Source organism: Aliiroseovarius crassostreae, assembly GCF_049803815.1.
Classification (GTDB): domain Bacteria; phylum Pseudomonadota; class Alphaproteobacteria; order Rhodobacterales; family Rhodobacteraceae; genus Aliiroseovarius; species Aliiroseovarius crassostreae_A.
The window spans coordinates 1-12,519 of sequence record NZ_JBNAGI010000002.1 but is presented as its reverse complement, the minus strand read 5'-3'; the positions used below and the strand labels follow the sequence as shown (position 1 = coordinate 12,519).

The following is a 12,519-nucleotide window of genomic DNA, read 5'->3' as shown; positions in this document are numbered from 1 at the left end:
ATAACGCGTTAAATATGTAAAGAGAAGAAAGTCGAGGCGAAGATGCATATCGCAATCCTGATGACCAACACCGACGAAAGCGATTTTGCGGATGCCCATCCGAAAGACGGGGACAAATGGTTGCGTTTGATCGCCCCGAAACGCCCCGACTGGGTCTTTTCGACATTTTCGGTCAAGGACGGGCACTTTCCAAAAAGTGAAGAAAAATTCGATGGTTGGATTGTCACGGGCAGCCCCGCATCAGTTCATGACGGCGCAAAGTGGATTGCAAAATTGGAAGAGCTTCTGCAGCGGATTGCCTCACGCCGCACGCCTTTGTTCGGGGCCTGTTTTGGCCACCAGGTCATCGCCAAAGCCCTTGGGGGCACGGTGGACAAAAACCCGAACGGGTGGGTGTTGGGCGCCACTGAAATGATCGTCACCGCCCCGCCGCCCTGGATGAAAGCCAAGCGAATCTGGCAATATGGTGCGCATATCGAACAGGTCACCAAATTGCCGGACGGGGCCGAGGTGATCATGTCTCATAAAGGGTGCCCCGTTGGCGGTTATGTGATCGGCAACCACATTTTTACGACGCAAAACCACCCGGAAATGAGCGACAAGTTTTTTGCCGCCCTGGTTGAGGAAATGGCCGACAGCAAGCCGGCAGAGGTGATCGACGCAGCGCGGAAATCCCTGCCTTTGGGGGCGGACAATGGGGTGTTTGCAGATTGGATCATTGCGTTTTTTGAACGCGATTTCGATCCGAACGATAGTTAACGATCACCCAAGCGCGGCCAGCAGATCCATCACCGTGACGCGATCGAACAGCACGTGGCGCTCCATCAAAACGCCGGCCTCTTTTCCGCGCCCCGCCACAATCAATTCGCCAATCTCGCGATGTTCTTTTGCGCTTTGCGCAATGGCCCCTGGGTTGCGATACCGTGCCCGGTAATAGGCCAAAAGTTTGCGCGCATTCATCTTGATCATGTCGAGCAGGAACGGATTGCCCGAGGCCTCTCCCACCGTTTTATGGAACTCCAGATTATGCTGGTAATACCCATCCGGATCCTGATCCCTCAGCTGTGTCGCATGGGCTTCACAGGCTTCAATAGCCGTGATCAATCGCGCCTTATCCTCTGGCTGCAAACGCCGCGCGGCAAGCTCGGCCGCTTGGGCTTCCAGATGGGCATGCACTTCGAGAATGGCCAGAAATTCCTCGAGCGATGGTTTGAACAACACCGCCCCCTTGCGCGGCGGACGCACCACCAGCCCCATTGCCTCAAGCCGCAAAAGCGCCTCGCGCAGGGGGGTCCGAGACACGCCATAGCGATCCATCAGCGCCGCCTCGTCAATTACGTCGCCGGGCATCAGCTCGCCCCGGTCGATCCCCGATAGAATGGAATTCACAAGAGTTTCAGTTTGACCAGCCATGGGGGAAATAAACCACAACCCCCTGAAATATCCAGCCCTTATACGTTTTCAGTGACGCAATCGGTGGACCACCAGAAAACACCACCCCCTTCTGGATATAAACAAAGAGACTTCTGGCCCTATTCCTCCCCCCCGATTCTCGCCTCATTATTTGATCAAAGAATCAATTTGCACACCCCCGGCCTCAAAACCGGCAGCACAGTCACAGGAGGTCCCGAAATGGACGGTGGATTGAAAGACAACGACATCAGCAAAGTGGTCGAAGCCGACAAGGCCCATGTGTGGCATCATCTGACCCAGCACAAGCCGTTTGAAACCACGGACCCGCGTATCATTGTCGAAGGCAAAGGCATGCGCGTTTGGGACCAGAACGGGAAAGAGTTCCTGGATGCCGTGTCGGGCGGTGTCTGGACCGTGAACGTGGGCTATGGCCGCACCGAAATCGCGGATGTGATCCGGGACCAGCTGGTGAAACTGCCTTATTTCGCGGGCTCTGCCGGGTCGATCCCCGGCGCGATGTATTCCGAGCGCCTGATTTCCAAGATGCCGGGCATGAGCCGTGTGTACTACACCAACTCGGGGTCTGAGGCGAATGAGAAGGCCTTTAAACTGGTCCGCCAGATTGCCCATAAACGCTATGGCGGCAAGAAGACCAAGATCCTCTATCGCGACCGTGACTATCACGGCTCGACGCTGGCGACCATGTCGGCCGGTGGTCAGGACGAACGCAACGCGCAATACGGCCCGTTTGCCCCCGATTTCATCCGCGTCCCGCATTGCATGGAATACCGCGCCCACGATCAGGGCTGGGGGGACCTGTCGAGCGAGGAATACGGCCAGCGCGCCGCCGACGCAATTGAAGAGGTGATCCTGGCCGAAGGTGCCGACACGGTTGGCGCACTGTGCCTGGAACCGGTCACCGCAGGGGGTGGCGTCATCACCCCGCCCCCGGGATATTGGGAGCGCGTTCAGGAGATCTGCACGAAATACAACATCTTGCTGCATATTGACGAAGTCGTCTGCGGCGTGGGTCGCACCGGCACCTGGTTTGGCTATCAGCAATACGGTATCAAGCCCGACATCGTGACCATGGCAAAAGGTGTGGCGTCGGGTTACGCGGCGATTGCCTGCTGTGTGACCACCGAAGCGGTCTTCGACATGTTCAAGGACGACATGTCCGATCCGCTGAGCTATTTCCGCGACATCTCCACCTTTGGTGGCTGTACCGCGGGCCCGGCTGCGGCGCTGAAAAACATGCAGATCATTGAAGACGAAAACCTGCTGGACAACTGCGTGGCAATGGGCGATCGCATGATGGGCAACCTGCAGGCGCTGATGGACAAGCACAAGGTGATCGGTGACGTGCGCGGCAAAGGTCTGTTTTTGGGCGCAGAATTGGTGACGGACCGTGGCACCAAGGACCCCGTGTCGGAAAAAGAAGTGGCCGCCGTGGTCGCCGATTGTGGCGCACAGGGCGTGATCATCGGCGCAACCAACCGCTCGATCCCTGGCCTGAACAACACGCTGTGCTTCAGCCCGGCGCTGATTGCGACGGCGGATGACATCGACCGGATCACCGATGCGGTGGACAACGCCCTGGGCAAAGTGTTCGGGTAACACTCCGGTCCAAATTGGACTGCTGAAATCATCAAAAGGCGGACCTTGCAACAGGGCCGCCTTTTTCATTTCTAGGCCCAAAACACACGAAAGGTTCAACCATGTGGCCCGCCCCGATCACGCTTTCTGACACCCATGTCACCCTTGCCCCGCTGTCCCATGATCACACCACGGCCCTGCAAGAGGCCTCGGCAGACGGAGATCTGCACAAGCTCTGGTACACATCGATCCCCGCGCCGGAAGACATGGAGGCCGAAATCACCCGGCGCCTCGCGTTGCAGGACATGGGATCCATGCTGCCCTTCACTGTCCTGACCCCCGGCGGCACCCCCGTGGGCATGACCACCTATATGAATATCGACGCCGCAAACAAACGGGTTGAAATCGGGTCGACCTGGTATCGCAAATCGGTGCAACGCAGCCCGCTGAACACCCAGGCCAAACGCCTTCTTCTGGGTCACGCCTTCGAAGATCTGGAGTGTATCGCGGTGGAATTTCGGACCCATTACATGAACCGCCAAAGCCGCAGCGCCATCGAACGGCTGGGCGCAAAACTTGACGGCATTCTGCGCAGCCACATGATCGGACGAGGCGGAGAATTGCGCGATACGGCCGTGTATTCCATCACCGCAGCGGAATGGCCAACCGTGAAGGCCAACCTGGATTGGTCGCTTGAAAAGCCGCGTTGATAAAAAGGCCAAGGCCTTTCATCCTGTGCCAACAGCGATTAATTTTCCAGTCAAGCATCAGGCCAGATTGAAACCCATCTAAGTCCAGGTTATGCTAGTCACATGACCGTACCTGTCGAAACTTTCTTTCTGGACCCGGATGCTCAGGGCACGCTGCAGGCACAAATCCAACAGATGATTGCCGAGGCGATCCTGTCGGGTCGGCTGCCACGTGGCGAAAAGCTTCCTTCCACACGTGCCCTCGCCAAACATCTGGGCGTCAGCCGGATCACGGTCACCCTGTCCTATACCGAACTGCAGGCCAGCGATTACCTGATGTCAAAAGGCAGGAGCGGCTTCTATGTATCTGATAATGCTCCAGAACCACCTTCCTTCCAACCTCGCAACCGCAGCGAGGACAAGGTGGATTGGAACCGCGCCATCGGCAATTCCTTCCGCGAGCTGGGCACCCCGCAAAAACCACAGGATTGGCGCCAACACCGCTATCCGTTCACCTATGGTCAATCGGATGAAACCCTGTTCGATCACAATTCCTGGCGGCTATGTGCCCTAAAGGCTTTGGGGCATAAAGACCATGATGCGATGGTCCGTGATTATTATGACCAAGACGACCCTGAATTGATCGAATTCATCGCACGCCACATCCTGCCGCGTCGTGGTATTCTAGCGCGACCCGAGGAAATTCTGATCACGCTTGGCGCACAAAATGCCCTGTGGCTCTCGGCCCAGATCCTGCTGACGCAACGCCGCACGGCGGCCATTGAAGATCCTTGCTACTATTCGCTGCGCGATATCCTGATGCAGAGCCGTTGCCATCTGGCCCCGGTGCCGGTAGATGCGGACGGGATGCCACCTGATGCGCTGCCAGATGGGACAGATGTGATTTTCACCACCCCCAGCCACCAATCCCCCACCACGGCGACCATGCCGCTGGAGCGGCGCAAACGGCTGCTGGAGCGCGCGAGAGAGCTCGATGCGCTGGTGGTTGAGGATGACTACGACTTCGAAATGTCGTTCCTGCAACCCCCATCCCCAGCCTTGAAATCGCTCGACAAAGAGGGACGTGTGATCTATGTGGGCAGCTTCTCCAAATCGCTGTTTCCCGGCTTGCGATTGGGTTATCTGGTGGGGTCTGAGCCCTTCATCCGCGAAGCACGCGCCCTGCGCTCTACCGTGTTGCGCCACCCCCCCGGATTGATCCAACGCAGCGTCGCCTATTTCCTGTCATTGGGCCATTACGACGCCCTGATCCGCCGCATTGGTTCGGCCTACCAGGAACGGCGAAACGTGATGGAACAGGCGATTGAGGATTACGGGCTAACCGCTTCTGGCAGCGGCGCTTTTGGCGGGTCAGCCTATTGGATGCAAGCGCCTGCAGCGATCAACACTACCGAGCTGGCTACGCGCCTGAAAACGAAAAGCGTGTTAATCGAACCGGGAAAACCGTTTTTTGCGGGCACGGAGCGTCCGCAAAACTTCTATCGCCTTGCCTATAGCTCCATTCCGGCAGAGCGCATCCCGGACGGGATCTCCAAAATCGCCTCTGAAATTCAGTTAATGCGCTAACTGGAATTATTCCGCATTTCGATCTGGCCCTATAGCGCCACCATTTGAAAACCTATGATTTGAAGCCAACAAGATATGCGGGTTTGCCGCCACCTGTGTGAAAAGAGGACTCACCGAATGAAGATGACGACGGAAGAAGCATTTGTGAAGGTATTGCAGATGCATGGGATTGAGCATGCGTTTGGGATCATCGGGTCGGCGATGATGCCGATTTCGGATATTTTCCCGGATGCGGGCATCACGTTTTGGGACTGTGCGCATGAGGGATCTGGCGGGATGATGGCGGATGGCTACACCCGCGCGACCGGCAAGATGTCGATGATGATTGCGCAAAACGGCCCCGGCATCACCAATTTCGTGACCGCCGTCAAAACCGCCTATTGGAACCACACCCCGCTTTTGCTGGTCACCCCGCAGGCCGCCAACAAGACGATCGGCCAGGGTGGGTTCCAGGAAATGGAACAGATGCGCATGTTTGCCGACTGCGTGGCCTACCAGGAAGAGGTGCGTGATCCGTCGCGCGTGGCCGAGGTTCTGAACCGCGTGATCATGAACGCCAAACGCGCCTCGGCGCCCGCACAGCTGAACATCCCGCGCGACATGTGGACCCAGGTGATTGATATCGAGCTGCCGGCGATTGTCGACTTTGAACGCCCCTCCGGCGGCACGGAGGCGGTGGCGGAAGCGGCCAAGCTGATCTCGGGTGCCAAAAACCCGGTCATTTTGAACGGCGCCGGTGTGGTGCTGTCGAAGGGCGGCATCGCGGCGTCAAAAGCGCTGGCGGAACGTCTGGATGCCCCGGTTTGCGTAGGCTATCAGCACAATGACGCCTTCCCCGGCTCGCACCCGCTCTTTGCCGGTCCTCTGGGCTATAATGGGTCAAAAGCGGCGATGGAGCTGATCAAGGAGGCCGACGTTGTGCTCTGCCTTGGCACCCGCCTGAACCCCTTCTCGACCCTGCCCGGTTACGGCATGGAATACTGGCCGTCGGATGCAAAAATCATCCAGGTCGACATCAACCCCGACCGGATTGGCCTGACCAAAGCCGTGACCGTGGGCATCGTGGGGGATGCGGCGAAAGTGGCCGACGGGATCCTGGCGCAGCTCAGTGACACCGCAGGCGACGCAGGCCGGGACGCGCGCCGCGCCAACATCGCCCAGAAGAAATCGGCCTGGGCACAGCAGCTCACTGAAATGACCCATGAGGACGACGATCCGGGCACAACCTGGAACGAACGCGCGCGCGCCGACAAGCCGGATTGGATGAGCCCGCGCATGGCCTGGCGCGCCATTCAGCAGGCGCTGCCAAAAGAGGCGATCATCTCGTCTGATATTGGCAACAACTGCGCCATCGGCAACGCCTACCCGTCGTTTGAGGACGGCCGCAAATACCTGGCCCCCGGCCTGTTTGGCCCTTGTGGCTATGGCCTTCCGGCGGTGGTCGGCGCCAAGATCGGCTGCCCGGATGTGCCGGTTGTGGGCTTTTCCGGCGACGGCGCCTTTGGCATCGCAGTGACGGAACTGACCGCCATTGGCCGCGAAGAATGGCCCGCCGTAACCCAGATCGTGTTCCGCAACTATCAGTGGGGCGCGGAAAAGCGCAACTCGACCCTGTGGTTTGACGACAACTTCGTCGGAACCGAGCTGGACCAGCAGGTCAGCTATGCGGGCATCGCCAATGCCTGTGGGTTGAAAGGCGTCGTTGCCCGCACGATGGACGAGCTGACCGCGGCGCTGAGCCAGGCCATCGAAGACCAGAAAAACGGCATCACCACCCTGATCGAAGCCATGATCAACCAGGAGCTTGGCGAACCCTTCCGTCGCGACGCCATGAAAAAACCTGTCCGTGTCGCGGGCATCAGCAAGGCGGACATGAGGCCCCAACAGGTGTGAAACCCCTTTCGGGTGCGCGCCGCCATGTGTGGTGCGCACCCGAATCATTGCAGGGCGCTGTCGTTGTGACATCGCCCTGTGTTCCGCTTCCACAGGATGACAAACATGAAACCACTTGAAACGCTTTTGAAAAACGCGGCTCGATCCCGGTTTCGGATTGTCCTGTCAGAGGGGGCAGACCCGCGCGTTGTCGAAGCGGCGCTGACCGCGCAAAAAGACGGGATCGCAAAAATGATCCTTGTGGGTGAAACCGCAGCGATCCACGCCGAACTTGCGCGCCAAAATGCCCCGCAAGATCACGGGATCACGCTGCATGATCCGCGCAATTCCCCCCTCTTGCCTGAGCTCGCAACGCTCTATCATCAGCTCCGCGCCCATAAGGGGATAGATGAGGTCGGCGCGATGGACGCCGCACAAAACCCACATGTTTTCGCAGCCCTTCTGGTCAAATCGGGTCATGCAGATGGCACGGTGGGTGGGGCCGTGGCCACCACGGCTGACATCGTACGCACAGCCATTCAGGTGATCGGACCAGCGCGGGGATCCAAACTGGTATCTTCCTTTTTCCTGATGTTGTTTTGCGCGGATCACCACCCAAAAAAAGGGGCGCATATCTTTGCGGACAGCGGGTTGGTTGTGGACCCGAATGCCGAAGAAATGGCCGCCATCGCCTCTGCATCCGCTGCGTCCTTCGAAACACTGACCGGGGATGTGGCCCGTGTTGCCATGCTGTCATTCTCGACCCATGGCAGCGCCCAGCACAACGCGGTCAGCAAGGTGGTGACCGCAACAGAGCTGGCCCGCAATGCCAACCCCAAGCTTTTGATTGATGGGGAGTTGCAGTTTGACGCGGCGTTCGACCCGGGCGTGGCGGAAAAAAAGGCAGGGCTTTCCCCACTGAAAGGCGAAGCGAACGTGTTTATCTTCCCGAACCTGGAAAGCGGCAATATCGCCTACAAGATTGCCCAGCGAATTGGTGGCGCCGAAGCCATCGGTCCGATCCTGCAGGGTTTGGCCAAGCCCGCCAACGACCTGTCACGCGGCTGTTCCGCCGAAGACATCCTGCACATGATCGCTGTAACCGCCGCCCAGGCGACGGCTCAATCTGCGATATCAGACTGAAGCGTGTCGGTTTTAGCCTGGCGCAGCGGAAATCCGAAACGCCTTAGGCCTGTGCAATAGCCAGTAAAGTTGAGATGTATATCTCATCTTCGCTTGCGCTGCGGCTGAGGTCACAGATCGGCCTGCGATACCCTTGAAGAAACGGCCCATATGCCTTGGCCCCCGCCAATTCACACAGAAGCTTGTAGGCAATGTTCCCGGCATCCAGGTTGGGAAAAATCAGCGTGTTTGCCGCCCCTGCCCCGCCCGCCCCTTTGCGCGCGGCGATGATGGGATTTAGCGCAGCATCCACCTGTATTGGCCCCGCAAACCCGGTCAACCGGGCCACATCACGCACAAGATCCACCGACGCCCCCGTCCCGGATTGCCCCGTTGCGTAAGACAAAAGCGCCACATCCGCCCGGCCCAGCAAGCGCTGCGCGGACTGCGCAGAGGCGTGGGCAATGGCCGACAATTCTGTGACATTTGGTGCGACATTCACCGCGCAGTCAGCCAGAATCAACGCCCGGCCATTTGGAAACTCCAATAGAAAAAACGACGATGGCGCCTCGACCTCTGGCCGCAGCCCAACCGCCAGTCCGGCGGCTTCGATCACCTTCTTGGTGGGCACCCCTGCCCCGGCAACCATCACATCCGCCTCCCCCACCGCCAGCATGGCTGCGGCGCGGATCAGCGGACGATCCAGCATGCGCGACGCAATGGAAGGTTTCAACCCGCGCCGCGCGATCAACACATCCTTTTGTGCCTGTGATTTATCAACAATCCCAATGGGTTCAGCCACCCCTTCGGATTTCAACCTGGCCATCGCCGCCGCCACACGAGGATCATCCGTTTCAGGAAACACCACACGTGCCCGGCGTTTCATGGCAACCTGTCTGGCCTGTTCAATCGCTTTCATCTGATCCCGATGGTCCTTTTGCGACTGCCCCGGGCCGTGTCACCCCCCGGTGGCGGATTTATACCAGGCGACAATTGCCGCACGTTCCGCCGGCTCCATAAAGGAGATATTGGCGGGGGGCATGGCATTCGTCACACCCGCCTGTAGATAAACCGCCTTGGCCTGGCGCGCAATTTCTTCTGGCGTGTCCAGACGTACATCTTTTGGCGCGGAGGCGATACCTTCCCAATAGACCTCTTCGGCATGGCACATGGTGCAGCGCCCCAACAGGATCTCATGCACGTTTTCAAACCCTTCTGCCTCAACAAACCGCGTCTGTGAGGGGCTGAGCGGTCTGGCCTCTTCCTCTGTATAACTGACCCGAAACATGGGGGATGCCGACAAAAACACGATCGCGCCAAACAGGATCGCGGTGGCCACCCAGGTCCAGTTCGGACGCCCCTTGCGGGCATGGACCGTGTTGAAGTAATGGCGGATCGTGACCCCCATCAGAAACACCAGCGCAGCAATCACCCAGTTGGCCGAACTTGCAAATGCCATCGGGTAGTGATTGGACAGCATCAGGAAAATTACCGGCAATGTCAGATAGTTATTGTGGGTTGAGCGTTGCTTGGCAATTTTGCCGTATTTGGCATCCGGCACGCGTCCGGCAATCAAGTCCGCGACGACGATCTTTTGGTTGGGGATGATGATCATGAACACATTTGCCGACATGATCGTTGCGGTAAACGCCCCCAGGTGCAAAAGCGCAGCCCGCCCGGTGAAAACCTGCGTATAGCCCCAGGCCATTGCCACGAGGATCACGAAAAGCAGGATCATCAAGCGATTGTTGTCGTCGCCAAACGCGCTTTTGCACAGTTGGTCATACAGCAACCACCCCAGCGCCAGAGAGCCAAGCGAAATCAACACGCCCCCCCAAACCGGGATATCCAACACATTTGGGTCCACGAGGTACAGTTCGCCCCCCAAATAGTAGACCAGGACCAACATCGCGAAGCCAGAGAGCCACGTCGCATAGCTTTCCCATTTGAACCAAACCAGATCCTGAGGCATGCGATCGGGGGCCACCAGATATTTTTGGATGTGATAGAAGCCACCGCCATGCACCTGCCATTCCTCACCATGTGCCCCGGGGGGAAGATCGGGCACCTGGCGCAACCCGAGATCCAGCGCAATGAAGTAAAAAGACGATCCAATCCACGCAATTGCCGTGATGACATGAAGCCATCTGACCGCAAACTCCACCCATTCCATGACAATGACGCTATCGAGCATGTCCCCTCCGCAGGTCTTTTTCCTGGTGCGCCCTCCAACTTAAACGCCCGGCACGCACAGATACAATGAACACTCGACAAACCCCCATATTGTCAACAATATACTGTCGCAAAATGGTGACAAAGCCACAAAAGGATTAATATCTGGGCCTGACACAAGGTGGCGCTCCACGCCTAGCGGGAAATCACAAGACTTTATCAACCGAAGAAAAATACCTGCGCGATCCCACTTAAACCCCGTCATTGGGGCAAACCATCCCATTGGGAAATCACCATATTCTTGCGATACTTGCATCCAATGCAATCCCACCGATCATCGGTGCAGGGTCTGCAGGGTGCGAGTTTGGCTCCGACGCGCCCGAATGTCTAAATATGATCCAGATGTCCATGCTGTCGGCAGGCATCACAACCCAGAGCGTTTCGCGTTCATTCGCGTTCACGCGCCCCACTCTAACGTCTTGATTTCGCATGTCCGAGGAGCGCAACACCGGCACCCACTTTTGTGCGACATGCTCTCGTTCCAAACCCGTGGAATAGGCCCTTTCGGCGCCCGGCGCCGTACCGTGCAAGGCAACCATATTGCCTCTCTGCCGGTGATGATACCCGCGGTTGCGACGCAAGGCATGACTGGATCGGAAAATCAGAATTCGGGAGCCTGGGGAAATGGCTATCCGCGATCTTTGTGATCCTGGCACCATTGGCGTTTAATTTTTTTTCATCCGAGGGGGCCTGTCCGCCGCGATTGTCTTATTGCGGTTGAACGCTGGACATGTTTTTTGCGCTGGCCGTGGTGCAAGTAAACTTTGGAATTGTTGGCAAAGCCGCCTGGTTTTCTTATCCCACATTTTCAAATTCGTTTGGAAAGTGAATGGCGCACTCATCATCGGTATGTGTTTCGTCTGCGTCATCTCGGCATTCGAACCTATTGGCGACACGTCCGGCATCACCAAAGGTGGGGCCGGTCGCGACGCAATTGGCCAGGAAATTGCAAGGGCAACTAATGCCGAAAGGCTGGGGATCTTAGTGTCCGAATTGTGTGCTGGGCTTCCCAACACTTCTTTCACCAGAATGTCGGCCTGATCAGAATGACGGGTGTCATGAGCCGCCAAGTGGTCACATCCGTAGTTTGGTCTGGGTCCTGTGTGGCCTCGTCCTCCGGGTTGGCGCTCTGCTGGCCGCTCTACCCATCAACGGGGGGATCGTGATGGTCGGAATGGTCGCGGCCGCAGTATCAACATGTTGGGTGTGATCAATTGGAACTGGCACAATTTGGTTGTATTTTGCCGTTTCCCCATCCCTTGGTTTTGGTCTGGAAAACATGCCGGAGAGCTTGCGACATCTTGGCACAATGTTAGAGGATATTGCTGACCGCCGGTCTGGGTCCCTCCGCCTTCATTGCAATCCTCCTCCCTCAGGCGCTGCTTGATGTCATGTAAAACCGCCAACTTCACTGGTTTTGATAACAATATAAAGGTCGCTGACCGTCGAACCGGCAGCCTACGACACCTTGCGCCTCGGCCCCGTTAGAAGTCATCCCATCCATCGTCCTCGTCGATGCTCGGTTCTGCGTTATGAGCCAGAGCGCTCCTGGTTGCGGGGACCGGGCCAGGCGACGTCGCCTGGACGGGTGCGGCCGGTTCTTTTGTGGCAAAGGCGTCGCTTTCGATGATCTCGGCCTGAAAAGCGTCTGTATGCCCGGTATTGAACCGCCCCATGGTCTTGTTCAAGGTTTGGGCCTCGCGGGTCAGCGCATGGCTTGCTGCAGTGGTTTCTTCGAACATGGCGGCGTTTTGCTGCGTCACCTGATCCAGCTGGTTCACCGCTTCGTTGATCTCGGCAAGCCCGGCACTCTGTTCGCGGGATGACACCGCAATTTCACCGACATTGCGACTGATTTCACTGACACTTTCGACAATGCCCGCCAGGGCCGCCCCAGCCTGGTCCACCAGTTGCACACCGCGTTTCACCTGCGTGCCCGACGCCGAGATCAATTCGTTGATCTCGCGTGCCGCATCAGAGGAGCGTTGCGCCAGCGCACGCACTTCTG

General features: G+C 57.8%; 11 protein-coding genes. 7 read left to right on the top strand and 4 right to left on the bottom strand.

The features are described from left to right. Positions 1-42 precede the first annotated feature (42 nt). On the top strand, positions 43-759 hold the full coding sequence (locus ACP15V_RS05800; protein ID WP_424942740.1) for a type 1 glutamine amidotransferase: 717 nt from the start codon (positions 43-45) through the stop codon (positions 757-759). Between the two features lie 3 nt (positions 760-762). Here the strand turns inward: ACP15V_RS05800 and ACP15V_RS05795 are convergent, their stop codons facing one another. Further along, a complete protein-coding gene (locus ACP15V_RS05795; protein WP_424942739.1) occupies positions 763-1,413 on the bottom strand; it encodes a GntR family transcriptional regulator in 651 nt (216 codons plus the stop codon). Positions 1,414-1,632: 219 nt separating this feature from the next. Between ACP15V_RS05795 and ACP15V_RS05790 the strand changes: the two genes are divergently transcribed. From ACP15V_RS05790 to pta, 5 genes are all read left to right on the top strand, one after another. Further along, positions 1,633-3,030, top strand: coding sequence for an aspartate aminotransferase family protein (locus tag ACP15V_RS05790; protein ID WP_424942738.1), 1,398 nt, complete (start codon positions 1,633-1,635; stop codon positions 3,028-3,030). A 101-nt stretch (positions 3,031-3,131) separates the two neighbouring features. After that, positions 3,132-3,719, top strand: a complete 588-nt coding sequence (locus ACP15V_RS05785) for a GNAT family N-acetyltransferase (RefSeq protein WP_424942737.1) — start codon at positions 3,132-3,134, stop codon at positions 3,717-3,719. A gap of 102 nt (positions 3,720-3,821) precedes the next feature. Further along, complete coding sequence (locus ACP15V_RS05780; protein ID WP_424942736.1) at positions 3,822-5,285, top strand: PLP-dependent aminotransferase family protein; 1,464 nt, start codon at positions 3,822-3,824, stop codon at positions 5,283-5,285. A 117-nt stretch (positions 5,286-5,402) separates the two neighbouring features. Continuing rightward, positions 5,403-7,178, top strand: a complete 1,776-nt coding sequence (xsc, locus tag ACP15V_RS05775) for a sulfoacetaldehyde acetyltransferase (RefSeq protein WP_424942735.1) — start codon at positions 5,403-5,405, stop codon at positions 7,176-7,178. A 105-nt stretch (positions 7,179-7,283) separates the two neighbouring features. Further along, positions 7,284-8,300 carry a phosphate acetyltransferase gene (pta, locus tag ACP15V_RS05770; protein WP_424942734.1) on the top strand — a complete coding sequence of 339 codons (1,017 nt, stop codon included), beginning with the start codon at positions 7,284-7,286 and terminating at the stop codon, positions 8,298-8,300. A gap of 43 nt (positions 8,301-8,343) precedes the next feature. On the opposite strand, the gene ACP15V_RS05765 is transcribed toward pta, so the two are convergent. Beyond that, positions 8,344-9,198 (bottom strand): phosphate acyltransferase, encoded by an 855-nt coding sequence (locus ACP15V_RS05765; RefSeq protein ID WP_424942733.1) that lies wholly within the window; start codon positions 9,196-9,198, stop codon positions 8,344-8,346. 39 nt (positions 9,199-9,237) lie between these two features. Next, entirely contained in the window at positions 9,238-10,473 is a 1,236-nt protein-coding gene (locus tag ACP15V_RS05760) for a urate hydroxylase PuuD (protein WP_424942732.1), read from the bottom strand. A 716-nt stretch (positions 10,474-11,189) separates the two neighbouring features. Between ACP15V_RS05760 and ACP15V_RS05755 the strand changes: the two genes are divergently transcribed. Continuing rightward, the gene (locus tag ACP15V_RS05755; RefSeq protein WP_424943380.1) at positions 11,190-11,552 is read left to right on the top strand and encodes a solute carrier family 23 protein; all 363 of its coding nucleotides are present in this window, start codon (positions 11,190-11,192) and stop codon (positions 11,550-11,552) included. Between the two features lie 443 nt (positions 11,553-11,995). On the opposite strand, the gene ACP15V_RS05750 is transcribed toward ACP15V_RS05755, so the two are convergent. After that, positions 11,996-12,519, bottom strand: a 524-nt coding sequence (locus ACP15V_RS05750; RefSeq protein ID WP_424942731.1) for a methyl-accepting chemotaxis protein, incomplete at its 5' end; no start/stop codon positions are given.

What these genes read in the sequence shown, in the direction of transcription:
- ACP15V_RS05800 (WP_424942740.1), top strand. Translation starts at nt 43, where the DNA reads ATGCATATCGCAATCCTGATGACCAACACCGACGAAAGCGATTTTGCG.
- ACP15V_RS05795 (WP_424942739.1), bottom strand. Translation starts at nt 1,413, where the DNA reads ATGGCTGGTCAAACTGAAACTCTTGTGAATTCCATTCTATCGGGGATC.
- ACP15V_RS05790 (WP_424942738.1), top strand. Translation starts at nt 1,633, where the DNA reads ATGGACGGTGGATTGAAAGACAACGACATCAGCAAAGTGGTCGAAGCC.
- ACP15V_RS05785 (WP_424942737.1), top strand. Translation starts at nt 3,132, where the DNA reads ATGTGGCCCGCCCCGATCACGCTTTCTGACACCCATGTCACCCTTGCC.
- ACP15V_RS05780 (WP_424942736.1), top strand. Translation starts at nt 3,822, where the DNA reads ATGACCGTACCTGTCGAAACTTTCTTTCTGGACCCGGATGCTCAGGGC.
- xsc (WP_424942735.1), top strand. Translation starts at nt 5,403, where the DNA reads ATGAAGATGACGACGGAAGAAGCATTTGTGAAGGTATTGCAGATGCAT.
- pta (WP_424942734.1), top strand. Translation starts at nt 7,284, where the DNA reads ATGAAACCACTTGAAACGCTTTTGAAAAACGCGGCTCGATCCCGGTTT.
- ACP15V_RS05765 (WP_424942733.1), bottom strand. Translation starts at nt 9,198, where the DNA reads ATGAAAGCGATTGAACAGGCCAGACAGGTTGCCATGAAACGCCGGGCA.
- ACP15V_RS05760 (WP_424942732.1), bottom strand. Translation starts at nt 10,473, where the DNA reads ATGCTCGATAGCGTCATTGTCATGGAATGGGTGGAGTTTGCGGTCAGA.